This window comes from Cereibacter johrii (assembly GCF_001720585.1).
GTDB classification, from domain to species: Bacteria; Pseudomonadota; Alphaproteobacteria; order Rhodobacterales; family Rhodobacteraceae; genus Cereibacter_A; species Cereibacter_A johrii.
Window position 1 is genome coordinate 16,826 of sequence record NZ_MABH01000028.1, and the last position, 17,433, is coordinate 34,258.

Consider the following 17,433-nt stretch of genomic DNA (forward strand, 5'->3'; position numbering starts at 1 on the left):
ATGTCCGTCCTGCCCACCGACTCGCTCTCCACCCCCCGCTTCGTCGGCCTGCCGAGCTTCATGCGCCTGCCCATGGCCACGGAGCTTCAGGGGCTCGACGCCGCGATCGTCGGCCTGCCCTCGGATTCGGGCGCGCCCTTCCGCACCGGGGCGCGGTTCGCGCCGAATGCGCTGCGCGCCATGTCGGTGATGCTGCGCCCGATCAACCCCTACCGGGGCCATATCAACATCTTCGAGGTGTTGCGCGTGGCCGATGCGGGCGACGCGACCTGCGTTCCGGGCTACGAGATCGAGAGCCTCGCCGCGCTGGAACGGGCGCTCGATGCGGTGGTCGAGGCCGGGGCCGTGCCCTTCGGCATCGGGGGCGACCACTCGGTCTCGCTCGCCGGTCTGAGGGCGGTGGCCAAGCGTCACGGGCCGCTCAGCCTCGTGCATTTCGACAGCCACACCGACACCTGGGACAGCTACTTCGACGGCAAGCGCTACAGTGCCGGCACCATGTTCCGCCGCGCCATCGAGGAGGGCATCGTCGATCCCGCCCGCTCGATCCAGGTGGGGATGCGCGGCTCGCTGTTCCAGCCGGCCGACGTCAGCCAGTCGGTCGATCTCGGCCTCGAGGTCATCACCTGCGACGAGATGTTCGCGCTGGGATTGCCCGAGACCGCCCGCCGGATCGCCGCGCGCAGCGCCGGCCATCCGGCCTTCCTGAGCTTCGATCTCGATTTCGTGGATCCCGCCTATGCGCCCGGCGTCGAGACGCCCGAGTGCGGCGGCCCCACCGCGCGCGAGACGCTCTCGCTGCTGCGCAGTCTCGAAGGGCTCGATCTCGTCGGCTGCGACGTGGTCGAGCTCAATCCTTCCTATGACGGTCCGGGCCAGATCACCGCCCTGCTCGGGGCCACCGTCATGGCCGAGCTTCTGGCGATCCTTGCCGAGGCGCGGGTCCGCGAGCGGTCACGATAAGCAGCGTCCCAACAGAGAGAGTAGACCATGACCCTGAAAGCCCTGGCGCTCGGCGCCGTCCTTGCCCTTCAGACCCTCGCCCCCGCCGCCTGGGCCGCGGACGACCTGGAACTCCTCGTTCCCGGCCAGCTCAGCGCGGCAACCGAGGGCACCTATCCGCCCTTCTCGATGCGCGCCCCCGACGGCGAGCTCGACGGGCTCGAGATCCGCGTGATGCGGGAAGTGGCCAAGCGGCTGAACCTCGAATATGTGCCGGTGCTCGTGAAATGGGAAAGCGTGCTGATCGGGCTCGAGGCCGATCAGTATGACATCATCAGCGTCGCCATGGACATCACCGAGGAGCGGCAGCAGAAGGTCACCTTCGCCGACGGCTGGCTGGAATCCGGCGGCCGCGTGGTCGTGCGCACCGACAGCGACATTGCGGCGCCGGCCGACCTGAAGGGCCGTCCGGTGGGCGGGCTCGTGGCCTCGAACTGGACCAAGATCGCGGAAGAGCTGGGCGGCGAGGTCAAGGCCTACAAGGCCGAGTCCGATGCGATGCAGGATCTGGCCAACGGCAATGTCGATGCGATCATCACGGACGCGGTGGCCGCGGGCTATGCGATCAAGAATTCGAACCTGCCGCTGAAGATGCTCGACGAGCCGGTCAGCACGATCCAGAAGGGCTTCGCGATCAAGAAGGGCAAGCCGCACCTGACCGCCGCCATCAACAAGGTGCTGGGCGAGATGATCGCCGACGGCACCTATGCCAAGCTGACGTCCGAGCTCGTGGGCTATTCGCCCGCCCCGGCGGATCCGATCCGCAGCCTCGCCGACTGAGGCCCCGGCCGCCATGTCAGGAAGGGCCGGCCTTGGGGCCGGCCCTTTCGCTTGCGCGTCAGGCCCTTAGCGGGCCCCGCGCTTCTCCTGCCAGCCGATGCTCTCTCGGCCCGGCAGCCCCGACCCGGCCGAGACCGCAGGCTGGGTCCGGGGCGAAGGCGAGGCTTCCCTCGCCTCCGGTCCGGGTCAGGCGCCGTAGGGCACCCAGATCGTCTTGATCTGGGTCGCCCGGTCGAGCCAGCTCCGCCCGCAGGCCACGGCATCCGCGCTCCAGTCGAGCGCCCGCCCGCCGTTCGTCCAGACCTGCTTCAGGTTGCCCGCGGACAGCGCCTCGACCTCTGCCGCTCCCTCGGCCGATCCGTGATACCAAAGCCCGTCCACCGCATCGTGCTCGGCGAGCGTCCGGGCGAGGAGGTCGCGGTCGCCCGTGACGAGGTTCACCACGCCCCCGGGCAGGTCCGACGTGTCGAAGATCTGGTAGAGGGGCTGCGCCAGCAGCGCCTGCGCGGGCGAGGGCACCGCCACCACGCGGTTGCCCGTGGCGATCAGCGGCAGGATCAGCGACATCAGCGACAGGAGCGGCGCCTCGTCGGGCGCAAGCACCCCCACCACCCCCAGCGGCTCCTTCACCGAGAGCGTCAGGTGGCGCGGCTTCGTCGCATGGATGCGGCCATCGTCCTTGTCGGCCATGCCGGCATAGAAGAACACCCGCTCGACCAGCCTGCGCCCCTCCGCTGCGGCCTCGGACCTGCCGGCGCCGCCCTGCACGAGGGCCGCCGAAAGATCCTCGGCGCGGGCGGCGATGTTCTCGGCGAGGAAGAACAGCACCTGCGCCCGGCCATGGGCATTGGCGGCCCAGCCCTTCGCCTTCAGCGCAGCCTCGACGGCGTTGCGGATGTCCTTGCGCCCCGAGACGGGCGCGAGGCCGAGGGCTTCGCCCTTCGGGCCGCGCACCACATAGCTCGCGCCGCCGTCGGGCCGGGCCTGCGCGCCGCCGATGTAGTTCTTCATCGTGCGGTCGATCAGTCCCGGCAGGCTGCCGCCCGTGCCGGTATGGGCGGTGAAATCCACCGCTGCCGCCAGCGCCTCGGGGCCTTGCGGCATGCGCGGGCGCAGATAGGCGCCGAGGCCCTCCCGCGCGCCCTCGCGCCCGAAGCCGCTCTCCTTCATGCCGCCGAAGGGCGCACCCGCATCGAAGAGGTTCGAGGCATTGATCCAGACCACGCCCGCACGGAGCCGCGCGGCAAGCTCGGTCGCGGCATTGATGTTCTCGGACCAGACCGAGGCCGCGAGCCCGTAGGGCGTGTTGTTGGCCAGCGCCACCGCCTCGTCGACGGTGCGGAAGGTGGTCGTGACCGCGATCGGGCCGAAGATCTCGACCTGTGCGACGGTGGCCGCGGGCTCGGTATCGGCGAAGAAGCCGGGCGCCACGAAATGGCCCGCCGCGGGCAGCGGGCAGGCCGCCTGCTCGAGCCGGTAGCCCTCGCGCGCGGCCCCCGCGAGCAGTTCCTCGATCCGGGCCTTCTGGCGCGCCGAGACGATGGCGCCCATGTCGGTGGACTTGTCGAGCGGATCGCCCACGCGGATCTTCTCCATCCGCGCCCGGAGCTTGGACAGGAACCGCTCGGCGATCCCCTCCTGCAGCAGAAGCCGCGAGCCCGCACAGCAGACCTCGCCCTGGTTGAACCAGACGCCTTCCACCACCCCTTCGACGGCCGCATCGAGATCGGCATCGGCGCAGACCACGAAGGGCGACTTGCCGCCGAGCTCGAGCGTCAGGCTCTTGCCGCTGCCGGCCGTCGCGCGCCGGATCTCGCGGCCGACGGCGGTCGAGCCGGTGAAGGCCACCTTCGCCACGCCCGGATGGCGGACGAGGAGCGCGCCGGTCTCGGCCCCGCCATGGACGATGTTGACCACGCCCCTGGGCAGGCCGATCTCGCCCAGCATCTCGGCGAAGGCCACCGCGGTCAGCGGCGTGAGATCGGCGGGCTTCAGCACCACCGTGTTGCCCGCCGCCAGCGCCGGCGCGATCTTCCAGGCCAGCATCAGCATCGGGAAGTTCCAGGGGATCACCTGACCGCAGACGCCCAGCGGCTCGTGGCCGGGGAACTCCTCGCCCAGCACCGCGGCCCAGCCCGCATGGTGGTAGAAGTGGCGGATGGCGAGCGGCACGTCGGCGGTGCGGGTCTCGCGGATGGCCTTGCCATTGTCGAGCGTCTCGAGAACCGAGAAGAACCGCTCGCGCTTCTGCAGGCCGCGGGCGATGGCATAGAGGTAACGCGCCCGCTCGAAGCCCGGAAGCTGCGACCAGGCCGGGAAGGCCGCGCGGGCCGCGGCCACGGCGGCCTCGATCTCGGCCTCGCCCGCCGCGGGGATCCGCGCCAGGATCTCGCCCGTGGCCGGGTTCTCGACCTCGATCGCGGCCGTATCGGCGCCGGTGAAGGCGCCGTCGATGTAATGTCCGAGAGCATGGCCGCGCGCCGCAAGCCAGGCCTTCGCATCCGTCGCGGCCTCGGGCGCAGGGCCGTAATCCATGCTTTCCATGATGTCCTTGATGCTCATGTCTCAGGCCTTCAGCTCAGGGCGTGGTGGTCGGCGCTGGCATAGCGCCCCATGACGTGGTGCTCGAGTTGCCGCTCGATGTCGCCGAGCAGCGTCGAGGCGCCGATCCGGAAGAGGTCGGGCCTGAGCCAGGGCTGGCCCAGCTCCTCCTTCATCAGCGCGAGCCAGGCCAGCGCGTCCTTGGCCGCGCGCAGGCCCCCGGCGGGCTTGAAGCCGATCCTGTAGCCCGTCCGCTCGCCATAGTCGCGCAGCGCGCGCAGCATGGTGAGCGAGACCGGCAGCGTCGCATTCTCGGTCTCCTTGCCGGTCGAGGTCTTGATGAAGTCGGCCCCCGCCTGCATCGCGACCATCGAGGCGCGGTAGACGTTCGTCAGCGTGCCGAGCTCGCCCGTGGCGAGGATCGCCTTCATGTGCGCCTCGCCGCAGGCGGCCCGCATGGCCGCGACCTCGTCGTAGAGCGCCTGCCAGTTGCCCAGCAGCACATGCTCGCGGGTGATGACGATGTCGATCTCGGAGGCGCCCGCCTCGACCGCATGGGTGATCTCGGCCAGCCGCAGCGGCAGGGGCGTCAGGCCCGCGGGAAAGCCCGTGGCGACCGAGGCCACCGGAATGCCCGAGCCCTGAAGGGCCGCCACCGCATGGGGCACCATGGTCGGATAGACGCAGACCGCCCCGGTCGTCAGGCCTATGTCGCCCACGCCCATCGCCTCCAGCAGGTCCGGCCGGACGGGCTGGCGCGCCTTGGCGCAGAGACGGCGCACCTTGCCCGGCGTGTCGTCGCCCGAGAGGGTGGTCAGGTCGATGCACTGGATCGCGCGCAGGAGCCAGGCGGCCTGATGATCCTTCTTGACCGAGCGGCTGCCCGAGATCGTGGCCGCGCGGCGCTCGGCCGCGGTGCGGTTCACCTGCATCTCCTCGAACCAGTCGGGGGCGAAGGGAGTGCCGGGATTGCGGGGGTGGCTGTCGGGCATGGCGTGGGCTTTCATGCGGATGGGGGAAGCGCGCGGCAGAAGGCCTCGAAGGCCTCCGGCGTCGCGTAGGATTTCTGGGTGCCGCGGCCGGTCACGGAATGGGCGGCATAGCGCGCGGCCTGGGCGAGCGCGCCCTCCACCTCGCCGGTCGCGGCGAGGAAATGGGCGAAGGCGCCGATGAAGGCATCGCCCGCGCCGGTCGTGTCGACGGGCGTCACCCGGACGGGGGCGATGGGCACCACGCCCGCGCGGGTCACGAGCCGGGCGCCGCGCCCGCCGAGCGTCACGATCACCGTGCCGATGCCGCGCTCGATCAGGCTCCGGGCGGCAGCCGCGATCTCGTCCTCGCTGCCCGTGGGCAGGCCCGAGATCAGCGCAAGCTCGCTCTCGTTCGGCACGAGGAAGCTCAGGTCGCGCAGGTCGTCCACATTCAGGTCGGCCGCGGCCGGGGCGGGGTTCAGGATGGTGCGCACGCCCCACTCCGCCGCCCGCCGCACGGTATGGATCACCGTCTCGCGCGGGACCTCCATCTGCATCAGGATCAGGTCGGCCGCGCGCAGCGTCTCTTCGGCCGCGTCCACATCCGCGGGCAGGAGGGCGGCATTGGCGCCCTTCACGATCAGGATCGAATTCTCGCCCGAGGCCTCGACGAAGATCGGCGCCACGCCCGAGGACTTGCCCGCCACCGTCTCCACATGGCGGATGTCGATGCCGTGCTGGGCGAGGTTGCGGCGGGGGGTCTCGCCGAAGATGTCGTCGCCGACCTTGGTCACCATGCTGACCGCGCTGCCGAGCTTCGCCGCGGCCACCGCCTGATTGGCGCCCTTGCCGCCGCAGCCGATCTCGAAGTCGGGTGCCTCGATCGTCTCGCCGGGAGCGGGCATCCGGGTGATGTAGGTCACCAGATCGACCATGTTGGAGCCGACGACCGCGATGCGGCCGGGTTTCGATGCGGTCATGGCTCAGCCCTTTCGCATGGTGTCGATGTCGGCGCGCGCCTCGGCCACCTCGGTCGGCCCGAGCCAGCCCAGCGTCACCGGAAAGCGCGCGCTCTCGCCCGGACCGAGCAGCCGGACATGGCCTTTGGCCTTCTCGGCGGTGTAGCCCTCGGGCTCGCAGGTCGAGGGCAGCGCGAAGGCCGCCACCTGCGCATCGCCGTCGTTCAGGATCCAGCGGACGCAGAAGGGCAGGTCCTCGGGCCGCCAGGCGGCCGAGAAGGCGCCGCCCGCGGGCAGCTCCATCAGCATCCGGGTGCGGCCCCGCGCGTCGGTGCCGGGATCGCGGATGTAGAAGACCTGCTCGGGCGCATAGAGGTCGGGCTCGGTCAGCCGCTCCATCCGCGCGGGGTTCACGGCCAGATCCTCAAGGAGCGCGAGGAAGTCGGGCGTGGGGGTGACATGGCCCGGCACCGCGCGCCTCACCTCGGTGCGGTCGGGCGTGAAGGGCGCGGCCTGCACGATCCGCCCGCCGGTCACGAAGTCGAAATTGGCGTGGAGCATGTACATGAGCTCCATCGGATGGGCCGAGCGGTTCTCGACCGCCATCTCGACCGCGATCAGCGCATCCTCGGCGTGGAGCCGTATCCGCGGCGTGGCGCGGTAGTTCGGCCCGAAGCCCACCACATGATCCCGGTGCCCGCCGAGCTCGACGAAGGGGCCCTGCCCATCGGTGCCGAAGAGCAGATGGGCGCTGTCCATGGCCGCCACCGGCATCTCGCCATGCAGCGGATGGTCGTCCTGCGGACCGGGGGTCCCGTTGCGCAGCAGGCCCGCATGATAGGCGAAGGCGCCGTAGGTCTCGAGGATCGAGGCGCCCGCGCGCGGGCCGTCGAAGCCATTGCCCATGGTCAGTCGGCGCCCGTCGAACGCGGCGTCCCAGATCATCTGGCCGAGGTAGGGCAGGACCGTCACCGCGCCCCGCGCATTCGTCAGCCGCAGCGCCTCGACGCCCGAGGGATAGCGGAAGGCCGTGGCGGTGAAGCCCGCGCCGCTGGCGATGGGGCGCTCGCCCCGGTCGGGGAAGGCGTCGCGGGGCAGGGGGATGTGGATCTCGGTCATTTCCGCGACCTCAGGTAGTTGATGGCGATGACGATGACGAGGAAGGCGCCCCAGACGGCGTCGATCAGGAAGTTCGACACCCGCATGATCTGGAGGCCCGACGAGAGCAGCATCAGCGCCACGAGCGCGAGCAGCACGCCCAGCACCCGGCCCTTGCCGCCGGCGGGATTGGTGCCGCCCAGCACCGCGATCAGCACCGCCTGCAGCAGGTAGGAGGCGCCGAAATCCGCCTTGGCCGAGTTGGTCCGCCCCGAAAGGAGCCCGCCCGCCACGGCCGCGAGCATCCCCGTCAGCATGTAGCTGTAGAGGATCATCCGGCCCGAGCGGATGCCCGCGAAGATGGCGGCGCGCGGGTTGGTGCCCATGAGCATCAGGTTCACGCCGAGGGTGGTGCGCGCGAGCAGCAGCGCGACCAGCCCCGCGACCACGATCAGCACCCAGAGCGGCGTGGCGAGCCCGAGGATCTTGCCCGCCCCGATCCAGGCCCAGGTCTCGGGAAAGCCCGTGATCGCGGGGCCGCCGGTCAGGACGAGCGCCAGCCCCGCGAAGATCTGCCCGGTGCCGAGCGTGGCAAGGATCGGGATGATGCGGAGCCGTGCGATCAGCACGCCGTTCAGCCCGCCCGCGGCCAGCCCCACCACGAGCGCGATCAGCACCGCCGCCGCCGTATGGAGGACGAGCCCCGCGCCGCCCGCGGCGGCCGCCTCGCTCACCGCCGGAATGCGGAAATAGACCCCCGCCACGATGGCCGCGAGGTTCGCCACCCCCACGATCGAGAGGTCGATCCCCCCCGTCAGCATCGCGATCATCATGGCGATGGAGAGGATGCCCAGCTCGGGCGCGATGTAGGTGAGCGACTCGAAATTGTAGTAGCGCAGGAACTTGTCGGGGTTCAGCGCGGTCATCGCGACGAAGATCAGCAGCGTGATGACGATGAGCTGCGCCACCGCCGCATCGCGCCCGAGAAGGCGGCTCAGCAGGGGGCGGGTTTCGGTGTTCGAGGCCATGGCGTTCCCCCCTCAGGCCAGCTTCTTGCGGTCGCGCCAGGCGGTGATGGCGGTCGCGGCGACGATGATGAGGCCCACGACGACCCGCTGCCAGGTCGTGTCCACCTTCAGCAGGATCAGCGAGTTCTTGACCATCACCAGCATGAACACCCCGATCAGCGTGCCCGCGACCGACCCGCGGCCGCCGAAGATCGAGGCGCCGCCCAGCACCACGGCCGCGATCACGTCGAGCTCGAGCCCCTGGAAGTCGCGCGGGTTGGCCTGCCAGATCATCGAGGTGTGGAGCATCCCCGCAAAGCCCGCGAGCAGCCCGGCGAGGCAATAGACGAACCAGATCGTCCGGCGGGTGTTGAAGCCCGCCCGGCGCGCCGATTCCGCATCCGTGCCGTAGGCATAGACCGAGCGGCCGATCATCGTGTGCCGCAGCACCAGATGCATGACGAGCGCGATGCCGAGATAGACCAGCACCATCGAGGTCAGCCCGTAGGTCGCCCCGTTCGCGGCCTCGACCGTCATCAGGTCGTGGCGGCCGAACTCGATCAGCTCCTTCGGCATCTTGTTGATATTGACGATGGAGCTGCCCAGAAGCCCCAGCACGAGACCGCGCACGATCGAGGCGGTGCCGAGCGTCACGATCAGCGGGATCATCCGGAAGCGCTCGATGATGAAGGCGTTGAAGCCTCCGAGCACGAGGCCGATCGCGGCCGCCGCGAGGAAGGGGACGAGCACGCCATCGTAGTTCAGCTCGACCATGGCGCGCACGACGATATAGAGCGCCGCCACCGCGATGGCCGGAAACGAGACGTCGATGCCGCCCGAGATCATCACGAGCAGCACGCCCAGGGCCATGATGCCGATGACGACGTTCGATTTCGCCAGGCTGAAGAGGTTGTCCAGCCCCCAGAAGGCCGGGTTCACGAGGCCGATCAGCACCATCGCGGCCAGAAGCACGAGGGCGATCACGAATTCGCTGGAATGCAGGATCTTCATCGGACCGCTCAGTTCAAGGTCTTGAGGGCATCGTTGATCCGGTCCTCGGTCATCCCGGACCCGTCCAGATCGGCGACGAAGCGTCCACGGTGCATGACGTGGATGCGGTTGCAGTTGGTGACGAGCTCGGGCACGTCGTCCGAGATCATCAGCACACCCAGCCCCTCGCGCTGGGCGAGGTCGCGGATGATGCGGTGGATCGTGGCCTTCGAGCCCACGTCGACGCCCACCGTGGGCCCGTTCAGGATCAGGACGCGTGCGCCGGTCAGGAGCCAGCGGCCGAGCATCACCCGCTGCGCATTGCCGCCCGACAGGTTGCCCACCGCCGTCTCGGGCGAGGGGGCCGCGATCTGCATGTCGCGGAACATCCCGAGCGTCTTCTCGCGCACGGCGCGCGTGTCGAGGAAGGGCCCGCGGCGCAGCCGCTCGAGGATCGAGACCACGAGGTTGCGCTCGATCGACTGCGGCAGGAACAGCCCCTCGGTCAGCCGGTCCTCGGGCACATAGGCAATCCCCAGGGCAATGGCCTCCTGCACCGAGCGGGGATGGATCTCGCGGCCCCCGAGCCGGATGGTGCCGGTCATCCCGGGCTCCATGCCGAAGAGCGCACGGGCAAGCTCGGTGCGCCCCGAGCCGATCAGGCCCGAGATGCCCACGATCTCGCCGGGGCGGAGCGACAGGTCGATGTCCTGCACGCTGCCCGGCACCGAGAGCTTGCGGACCTCGAGCAGCGGCGGGCCCGGCGGCAGGGCGGGGCGGTAGGGGTCGTCGGTGAGCGAGAGGCCCGTCATCGCATGGGTGATCGCCGCCTCGTCGAAGTCGGACATCGGCCCCTCGGCCACCTTGCGGCCGTTGCGGAAGACGGTGAGCCGCTCGGAAATCTCCAGCATCTCGCGCATCTTGTGGCTGACGAACAGGACGGCGATGCCCTGGGCCTGCAGATCGCGGACGATGGCGAACAGCGCATCGACCTCGTGGCGGGTGAGGGCGGTGGTGGGCTCGTCCATGATGATGAGCCGGGCGCGGGCAAGGATCGCGCGCGCGATGGCCACGACCTGCCGGCCCGATGTGGGCAGCGTTCCCACTTCGGCGTCGGGATCGATGTCGACGCCGATGCGGGCCAGCACCTCGACCGCCATCGCCCGGGCGCGGCGCCAGTCCATCCGGCGGCGCCCCTCGAGCACATAGGTGTTGAGCGCCAGATTCTCCGCCACGGTGAGATTCCCGAACAGCGAGAAATCCTGGTAGATCACCTGCACCCCGTGCTGCACGGCCCGGATCGGATCGAGCCGGCCCACGGGGCGGCCGTCGATCAGGATCTCGCCCTCCTCGGGCGTGTAGATCCCGGACATCACCTTGATGACGGTGGATTTTCCCGAGCCGTTCTCGCCGGCCAGGCAATGGATCTCGCCGGGGCGGATCGCCAGCGACACGCCGTCGAGCGCGCGCACGCCGCCGAAGCGCTTGCCGATGTTTCTCAGCTCGATGAGGGTGTCCGACATGGCCTGCCCGTGCTGGAAAGGGGAGAGGAGGAAGGGGCCCCGACGGGCCCCTTCGCAGCGGATCCGGTCGGGGCGGGCCCGATCAGAAGTCGTAGTCGGCCATGTTGTCCTTGGTCACGCCGACCCAGCCTGCGCCATAGAGCAGATGCGGGTTGGCCGCGTCCGGCGCGGTCAGCTCCTCGTAGCCCGCGAGGCCGAGGTTCAGGCCCGGCTTGATCTCGTCCTTCTTGCCCTCGAGCGCCGCCACGGCGAGCATGTTCATCGCATAGCCCGCGACGGCCGGATCCCAGAACTGGATATACTGGATGTCGCCGTTCTGCAGATATTCGCCCGCGACCGACGGCAGGCCCGTGCCCGCGAAGAAGACCTTGTCCTTCAGCCCGCTCTCGGCGATCAGGCGACCGGCCCCGGCCGAGGTCGGCATCGGCGCGCCGAGGATCCCCGTGATGTCGGGATAGGTGGTCATCGCTTCCTTGAGCTTGGTGTAGTCGATGGCCGCATCGTCGGCGGTTTCCAGACGGTCGCCCACGAGGCTCATCTCGGGGTAATGCTCCTTCTGGTAGGCCACCGCGCCGTCGATCCATTCCATCTGGCTCTTCGAGGTGAGCGAGCCGACGGTGGCGACGTACTTGCCCTTCTCGCCCATGGATTTGGCGAGTTCCTTCATCAGGTTCGCGCCGTAGGCGAGGTTGTCGAAGGCCTCGAGGTCGAAGTCGGTGTTCTGGATGTTCGACGCCTCGTGGGTGATGACCACGATGCCCCGGTCGCGCGCCTTCTTCAGCACCGGCTCCACCGCCTCGACCGAGAAGGGCACCACGCAGATCGCATCCACGCCCTGCGCGATCAGGTTCTCGATCAGCTGCACCTGCGCGGCGGCGTCGGCCTGGCTCGGGCCCACCATCCAGACGTCGTGGCCGGTGTCGTTCTGGAACTGGGTGATCCCGTCGCGCATCCGGTCGAACCAGGCGATGCCGTCCACCTTCACGACGGTGGCGATGGAATATTCCTTGCCGTCCTTCGTCGCGATCAGGTCCTTGTTGACCTTGGACACGTCGACGAGGTCCTGAGCCACGGCGGGGGCCGCCAGCACCGACAGCGCCAGCGCCGCTGACGTCAGCATGATCTTCATCCGATTTCCTCCCTCGGAACAGACGGCGCCGATCCTCCTCGCGCCCCCTGCAGTTGCCTATATTGATCGAATCTCGTCAATATGATCTTATTCATTCAAAACCTGGGCTGGCCTGTCAATGTCTAGTTTGATGTGCCATGGGGGCGGCCTATCGGAGGTGCGAGTGGCAAGACCATCAGGCAGGGCAGAGCGGATCGCGGCGCTGGGCGAACTGTGCCGGGCGGGCTCGATCGTTCATATCGGCGAGGCGGCGCGCCAGATCGGCGCCTCCGAGATCACCATCCGGCGCGATCTGAGCGTGGGGGCGGGAGGGCTCGTCTGCCTCGGCGGCTATGTCATGCGCGCCTCGGAAGGGGCCGAGGGCTATTCGCTCACCGCCGCCGAAGCCTCCGAGGCGGGCGCCAAGGAGGCGCTTGCGGTGCAGGCTGCGGCGCTGATCGAGCCGGGCGACACGGTCTTTCTCGATTGCGGCACGACCACGCCCCATCTTGCCGCGCGGGTGCCGCAGAATGCGCGGGTGACGGTGGTGACGCAGGCGCTCAACATCGCCGAAACGGTGGCGCGGTTGACAGGTGTCAACCTGATCCTGCTGGCGGGGATCTACCACCCCGAGACGGCGAGCTTCTCCTCGGAAGAGGCGGTGGCGATGCTCGGGCGGATCAACATCACCAAGGGCTTCTTCTCGGCCGCGGGCGTGCACGAGACCGAGGGCGTGACCTGCTTCCATTTCCACGAGGTGCCGGTCAAGCGCGCGGCGCTGGCGCGGTCCCGCCAGCCCTATCTGGTCTGCGACGGCTCGAAATGGGGACGGCTGCGCCCCGCGACCTATGCGCGGCTCGAGGAGTTCGAGGGCTGGATCGGCGCGCCGGACCGGGCGGCCTGATCGCCCCGCCGCAGCAGCCCGTCCGGGCAGGCCGCGGCGGGGCTGCGCGTCAGCCCGCGCTGCCTTCCAGCTTGTCCTGCGTCCGGGTCTCGAAGTCGGCCGCCTCGTGACGCTCGTGCAGCTGCTCGGACAAGGGCCCCGAGGTCCGGTTCACCATGCGCCCGCGCTTCACGCCCGGGCGGGCGAGCAGCTGGTTTGCCCAGCGGTTCACATGGCGATAGTCGTGGGTGGACAGGAAGCGCGCGGCATCGCCATAGAGCGCGCCCGTCACCAGCCCGCCATACCAGGGCCAGACCGCCATGTCGGCGATCGTGTAGTCCGATCCGGCAAGGAACTCGTTCTCGGCCAGCCGCCGGTCGAGCACGTCGAGCTGGCGCTTGGCCTCCATCGCATAGCGGTCGATGGCATATTTGATCTTCACCGGCGCATAGGCATAGAAATGGCCGAAGCCGCCGCCGAGGAAGGGCGCCGAGCCCATCTGCCAGAAGAGCCAGGACAGGGTCTCGGCCCGCGCGGCGCCGCCCGAGGGCAGGAAGGCGCCGAACTTCTCGGCCAGATGCACGAGGATGGCGCCGGATTCGAAGATGTGCACGGGCTCGGTGCCCGAGCGGTCCACGAGGGCCGGGATCTTCGAGTTCGGATTGACGGCGACGAAGCCCGAGCCGAACTGGTCGCCCTTGCCGATCTCGATCAGCCAGGCGTCGTAGTCGGCGCCGCCATGCCCGGCCTCGAGCAGCTCCTCGAACAGGATCGTCACCTTCTGCCCGTTCGGCGTGCCTTGCGAATAGAGCTGGAACGGATGGCGGCCCACCGGCAGCTCGCGGTCGTGCGTGGCCCCGGCCGTGGGCCGGTTGATGTTGGCGAAGCGCCCGCCGTTGCCCTGTTCCCAGGTCCAGACCTCCGGGGGCGTGTAATCCGTCTGGTCGCTCATGCTTGCTCCTGCGCTGTCGGGGGTCGAGGAGGGGCGCCGCTGTCGAGGCGCGCGGTCCTCGGAGAAGGCCGATCCTTGCCCAGCTTGCCGGCAGGTGCAACCTCGTCGGGGCCCTACCCGAGGCCCGCTTCCGGGATGCGCAACCTCCTGCGCGACCCGCCGGGGATCCGGCGGCCTCTCGCTTCACGAAGCCTTTACCCCGTCCCCTCGGGCTCCGTGCTCCGCAACGGTCGGGTGCGGCCCCGGCCGGTCGGGGGGCGCCCGGTGCGCTCGGAGCGGCTTGGCAGAAGGCAGGACAGGGCCGCCGCGCTCCGGCCCGGGCTCTCCCGGAGCGCCTGCCTGTTCCGCCGGATCCGGCCTGCGGGGAGGGCGGGTCGGCCCATGGGCGCGGCGAGCGCGGGCGGTGAGGCCTCCGGTCCGGTTGTCCGGCGCGGGGCCTTCCGTCAGTGGAGAAGCGACGCGGGCGGGATCCAGTAGTCGGCGGGGTCGCTCAGGGGCTCTTCGCCCATCTGCGCGAGCGCCTGCGGCTCGTGGCATCGCTCGCTGAGGAGTTCGGCTATCTCGGCCGGATCCTCCTCGAGCAGCCAGCCCGCGAATTCGGCCGCGGTCAGGCCGCTGAAGATCTCGGCATGGCGCTCGGCCGGGGCATGCCACGCGGCGAGCGCCATGAAGGCCGCCGCGCGCCGCAGGTTGCCCGCGGCGGCGAGCGGCGCCACCAGTTTCACGCCCGTCTGCTGCTCGAGAAGCAGGGCCGTCTGAAGCGCCCATCCTGTGAAGGGCCGGGAATCGGAGGCGGCGGTGTGAGCCGCGGAATTGGCTGTCTGATCGCTTTGCATGAGAAAGTCACCGGCTGAAGGCATTGGGCGGAAGGCCAAGGTCCCTCCTTGTCGCATCGGCCTGCCGCGGAGGGAATATGAACAGGAGGCGGGCGCGCTCATCCGTTGGAAGGTGCTGCCGCCCACGCTCATCCGAGCGGATGGATCATCGCGCGGCATAAGCATGGCGGACGTGTCCCGCGCACCCTGCCATGGCGCCGCCCGGCCCCGAGGGTCGAAGTCCGGTGCAAGGGCCCTATCGGCAGCAGGATCGACGGGGCTGCCGTCCTGCGGGCCCGGCGACGAGGGCCCTGAGGGGCGTGGGGCCGATCTCTGCGACCCTGCCGCAGCGGGCGGAGTCCGGCTGGCTCGAATCGTTCTTCTTCCATTGGGCTGTCCTCGACATGCTCTCCGGGGAGAAGATATGTTCGCCATTGCACAAGTCACGCGCGCCGGCGCGCGTTGTTTGCAACCCGGTCTGATGCGATGTGAGTGGCCACACCCAACAGAGGTATCCGCCATGACCACCATCCTCCGCATCGACAGTTCCATCAAGGGCGAGGCTGCCGTCTCGCGCCGTCTCACCCAGCGCATCCTCGACCGGCTGCTGGAAACCCATCCCGACGCGAAGGTCGTCTCGCGGGACCTCGCCCAGGGCATCCGTCAGATCGACGGCTCGTGGCTCGGCTCGGTCTTCACCGCGCCCGAGCAGCGCACCGCCGATCAGCAGGAGATCGCGCGCGATGCCGACGCCGTCATGGCCGAGGTGAAGGAAGCCGACATTCTGGTGATCGCGCTGCCGGTCTACAACTTCGCCGCCCCCGCGCAGCTCAAGAGCTGGGTCGACCATATCGCCCGCCGCGGCGAGAGCTTCGTCTATACCGAGACCGGCCCGGTCGGCCTGCTGACCGGCAAGCGCGCCATCGTGGCCTTCACCTCGGACGGCACGCCGCTGGGCTCTGAGCTCGATCATGCCTCGGGCTGGCTGCGGCAGGTGCTGGGCTTCGTGGGCATCACCGACGTGGACTTCGTGGCCGCCGATCGCATGGTCTTCGGCGCCGACGAGGCCATGGCCCGGGCCGAGGCCGCCGTCGCGGCGCTCGCCGCCTGATCCGACAGGCCCGCGGCGGTTCCGCCGTCCGACGATGCAGGCCGCGCCCCCGAGGCGCGGCCTTTTTCTGTGCAGCGGCAGGCTGCGCCACCCATGTCCCGGCCGCGCCTCCGTCGCCGGTGCCATCGGGCGACTCCTGCCTCGGGCAGCGCGCGGGCGAAATTGTGGCGGCAATGTGGCAGCCTGGTTCGCCTTTCGCGCGAAACCGTGCCCCCTGATGCGGTTGCAGGCCGTTCCGGCCCGCCCGGGCAGGCGGCTCCGTCTCCAAATTGCCGGGGTTGCGGTCAATTTGGATCACATTCCCCCGCCATCACTGAAGCCATATGCGGATGGCGGTGCGGCCGGTCCCGCCTCGGGCGGGGACCGACGGGCCGCCCGACTGCGGAGATGGATAGTGCGCGATTTTGCCGAGAAGACCGAGCTCGCCTCTCCTCTGGGGCGACCCGCGTTTGAGGAGCTGGAGAGCTACTGGGCGAGCCTCGGCCGCATCCGCGAGGCCCTGCTGGAGCTCGCAACCGATGCCACGCCCACGCTGCGCACCGACCTCGACCGGATCGTCGAGCGGATCGACGCGTTCGAGCCTTCGGTGAGCCTGCTCGGTCAGGTGAAGGCCGGCAAGAGCACGCTGCTCAACGCGCTGATCGGGCGGCCGGGCTTCCTTCCGGCGGACGTGAACCCCTGGACCTCGGTCATCACCAACGTCCACCTGAACTCGCCGCGCCGCCCGCTCGAGACGCGCGCGCTGTTCCGCTTCTTCGATGCGCTGGAGTGGGAGCGGCTGGCCGTCACCGGCGGGCGGCTCGGAGAGATGGCGCGGCGGGCGGGCTTCACCGACGAGGCCGAGGAGGTGCGGGCGCAGGTGATGCGGATGCGCCGGGCGACCGAAGCCCGGCTCGGCGGCGCCTTCGCGACGCTACTGGGCAGCAGCCACGCCTTCCCCGATCTCACCTCCGAGATCATCGACCGCTACATCTGCTACGGCGACCCGGCCGATGCCTGTGCCGGAGGGCAGGGCTTCTATGCCGACCTCACCCGCACGGCCGATCTCTATCTCGATCTGCCGGGCTATCCGCAGAACCTGTGCCTGCGCGACACGCCCGGGGTGAACGACACCTTCCTGATGCGCGAGCAGATCACGCTCAACGCCATCAGCGAAAGCCGCGTCTGCGTGATCGTCCTCTCGGCGCATCAGGCGCTGACGACGATGGACATGGCGCTTCTGCGCATCATCGGCAATGTCGAGGCGCGCGAGGTGCTGGTCTTCGTCAACCGGATCGACGAGCTGGCCGATCCGGCCGCGCAGTGCCGCGAGATCGAGGCCGCGATCCGCCGCACGCTCGCCCGGGCGAAGGTGGGCGCGGAGCCCACCATCCTCTTCGGCAGCGCGCTCTGGGCCGTGCGCGCGCTCGAGGACCGCTGCGAGGCGCTTCCGGCGGCCAGCCGCGCGGCGCTGCGCCTCTGGGCGGCCGAGCAGGGGCTGCGCGAGGAGGGCAGCCTCTGCCGCATGGCCTTCGAGGCCTCCGGCGTGCCGAAACTGCACGCGGCCATCGCGCGCCGCGTGGTCGAGGGGCCCGGACAGGCGATGCTGGCCGATATCCAGGCCGAGACCGGCAATGTGATCTCGGAGGTGGAGACGGTCGATGTCGTGGCGCGCAGCCAGCCCGCGCTGCGGGTGGACCGCGCCGGGGTGGAG

At 69.8% G+C, this 17,433-nt stretch carries 15 protein-coding genes; 5 read left to right on the forward strand and 10 right to left on the reverse strand.

Annotated features, from left to right (window positions below; translation table 11 throughout):
* Together A9O63_RS01285 and A9O63_RS01290 are read left to right on the forward strand one after the other, a co-directional pair.
* On the forward strand, positions 1–963 hold the full coding sequence (locus A9O63_RS01285) for an agmatinase (protein WP_009565109.1): 963 nt from the start codon (positions 1–3) through the stop codon (positions 961–963).
* Positions 964–990: 27 nt separating this feature from the next.
* Positions 991–1,782, forward strand: a complete 792-nt coding sequence (locus A9O63_RS01290; RefSeq protein ID WP_069330301.1) for a transporter substrate-binding domain-containing protein — start codon at positions 991–993, stop codon at positions 1,780–1,782.
* Positions 1,783–1,968: 186 nt separating this feature from the next.
* Here the strand turns inward: A9O63_RS01290 and A9O63_RS01295 are convergent, their stop codons facing one another.
* The 8 genes from A9O63_RS01295 to A9O63_RS01330 form a co-directional block, all read right to left on the reverse strand.
* Positions 1,969–4,344, reverse strand: coding sequence for an aldehyde dehydrogenase family protein (locus A9O63_RS01295; protein WP_069330302.1), 2,376 nt, complete (start codon positions 4,342–4,344; stop codon positions 1,969–1,971).
* 11 nt (positions 4,345–4,355) lie between these two features.
* Positions 4,356–5,330, reverse strand: a complete 975-nt coding sequence (gene deoC / locus A9O63_RS01300; protein WP_084295502.1) for a deoxyribose-phosphate aldolase — start codon at positions 5,328–5,330, stop codon at positions 4,356–4,358.
* Positions 5,327–6,274: a ribokinase gene (gene rbsK, locus A9O63_RS01305; protein WP_069330304.1), complete on the reverse strand. Its 948-nt coding sequence runs from the start codon at positions 6,272–6,274 to the stop codon at positions 5,327–5,329. Before rbsK ends, deoC begins: the two co-directional genes overlap by 4 nt.
* 3 nt (positions 6,275–6,277) lie before the next feature.
* Positions 6,278–7,372, reverse strand: a complete 1,095-nt coding sequence (locus tag A9O63_RS01310; RefSeq protein WP_069330305.1) for an aldose 1-epimerase family protein — start codon at positions 7,370–7,372, stop codon at positions 6,278–6,280.
* The gene (locus A9O63_RS01315; RefSeq protein ID WP_069330306.1) at positions 7,369–8,379 is read right to left on the reverse strand and encodes an ABC transporter permease; all 1,011 of its coding nucleotides are present in this window, start codon (positions 8,377–8,379) and stop codon (positions 7,369–7,371) included. The genes A9O63_RS01310 and A9O63_RS01315 overlap by 4 nt, the downstream gene beginning before the upstream one ends.
* A 12-nt stretch (positions 8,380–8,391) precedes the next feature.
* The gene (locus tag A9O63_RS01320) at positions 8,392–9,369 is read right to left on the reverse strand and encodes an ABC transporter permease (RefSeq protein WP_069330307.1); all 978 of its coding nucleotides are present in this window, start codon (positions 9,367–9,369) and stop codon (positions 8,392–8,394) included.
* A gap of 8 nt (positions 9,370–9,377) precedes the next feature.
* Positions 9,378–10,871: a sugar ABC transporter ATP-binding protein gene (locus tag A9O63_RS01325; RefSeq protein WP_069330308.1), complete on the reverse strand. Its 1,494-nt coding sequence runs from the start codon at positions 10,869–10,871 to the stop codon at positions 9,378–9,380.
* Between the two features lie 82 nt (positions 10,872–10,953).
* Positions 10,954–12,000: an autoinducer 2 ABC transporter substrate-binding protein gene (locus A9O63_RS01330; RefSeq protein ID WP_069330309.1), complete on the reverse strand. Its 1,047-nt coding sequence runs from the start codon at positions 11,998–12,000 to the stop codon at positions 10,954–10,956.
* 163 nt (positions 12,001–12,163) lie between these two features.
* On the opposite strand from A9O63_RS01330, the gene A9O63_RS01335 reads away from it, so the two are divergent.
* Complete coding sequence (locus A9O63_RS01335) at positions 12,164–12,883, forward strand: DeoR/GlpR family DNA-binding transcription regulator (protein ID WP_069330310.1); 720 nt, start codon at positions 12,164–12,166, stop codon at positions 12,881–12,883.
* 49 nt (positions 12,884–12,932) lie between these two features.
* Here A9O63_RS01335 and yghU read toward each other — a convergent pair whose 3' ends face one another.
* Both yghU and A9O63_RS01345 read right to left on the reverse strand, forming a co-directional pair.
* Complete coding sequence (yghU, locus tag A9O63_RS01340) at positions 12,933–13,814, reverse strand: glutathione-dependent disulfide-bond oxidoreductase (protein WP_069330311.1); 882 nt, start codon at positions 13,812–13,814, stop codon at positions 12,933–12,935.
* A 443-nt stretch (positions 13,815–14,257) separates the two neighbouring features.
* Positions 14,258–14,650 (reverse strand): hypothetical protein, encoded by a 393-nt coding sequence (locus A9O63_RS01345; RefSeq protein ID WP_069330312.1) that lies wholly within the window; start codon positions 14,648–14,650, stop codon positions 14,258–14,260.
* A 499-nt stretch (positions 14,651–15,149) separates the two neighbouring features.
* Between A9O63_RS01345 and A9O63_RS01350 the strand changes: the two genes are divergently transcribed.
* Both A9O63_RS01350 and A9O63_RS01355 read left to right on the forward strand, forming a co-directional pair.
* Positions 15,150–15,740, forward strand: coding sequence for an FMN-dependent NADH-azoreductase (locus A9O63_RS01350; protein WP_069330313.1), 591 nt, complete (start codon positions 15,150–15,152; stop codon positions 15,738–15,740).
* Between the two features lie 394 nt (positions 15,741–16,134).
* Positions 16,135–17,433: dynamin family protein (locus tag A9O63_RS01355; RefSeq protein WP_069330314.1), on the forward strand; the 1,299-nt coding region annotated here is incomplete at its 3' end.

Coding starts and splice junctions, on each gene's coding strand:
- A9O63_RS01285 (WP_009565109.1), top strand. CDS start 1: ATGTCCGTCCTGCCCACCGACTCGCTCTCCACCCCCCGCTTCGTCGGC.
- A9O63_RS01290 (WP_069330301.1), top strand. CDS start 991: ATGACCCTGAAAGCCCTGGCGCTCGGCGCCGTCCTTGCCCTTCAGACC.
- A9O63_RS01295 (WP_069330302.1), bottom strand. CDS start 4,344: ATGAGCATCAAGGACATCATGGAAAGCATGGATTACGGCCCTGCGCCC.
- deoC (WP_084295502.1), bottom strand. CDS start 5,330: ATGAAAGCCCACGCCATGCCCGACAGCCACCCCCGCAATCCCGGCACT.
- rbsK (WP_069330304.1), bottom strand. CDS start 6,274: ATGACCGCATCGAAACCCGGCCGCATCGCGGTCGTCGGCTCCAACATG.
- A9O63_RS01310 (WP_069330305.1), bottom strand. CDS start 7,372: ATGACCGAGATCCACATCCCCCTGCCCCGCGACGCCTTCCCCGACCGG.
- A9O63_RS01315 (WP_069330306.1), bottom strand. CDS start 8,379: ATGGCCTCGAACACCGAAACCCGCCCCCTGCTGAGCCGCCTTCTCGGG.
- A9O63_RS01320 (WP_069330307.1), bottom strand. CDS start 9,369: ATGAAGATCCTGCATTCCAGCGAATTCGTGATCGCCCTCGTGCTTCTG.
- A9O63_RS01325 (WP_069330308.1), bottom strand. CDS start 10,871: ATGTCGGACACCCTCATCGAGCTGAGAAACATCGGCAAGCGCTTCGGC.
- A9O63_RS01330 (WP_069330309.1), bottom strand. CDS start 12,000: ATGAAGATCATGCTGACGTCAGCGGCGCTGGCGCTGTCGGTGCTGGCG.
- yghU (WP_069330311.1), bottom strand. CDS start 13,814: ATGAGCGACCAGACGGATTACACGCCCCCGGAGGTCTGGACCTGGGAA.
- A9O63_RS01345 (WP_069330312.1), bottom strand. CDS start 14,650: ATGCAAAGCGATCAGACAGCCAATTCCGCGGCTCACACCGCCGCCTCC.
- A9O63_RS01350 (WP_069330313.1), top strand. CDS start 15,150: ATGACCACCATCCTCCGCATCGACAGTTCCATCAAGGGCGAGGCTGCC.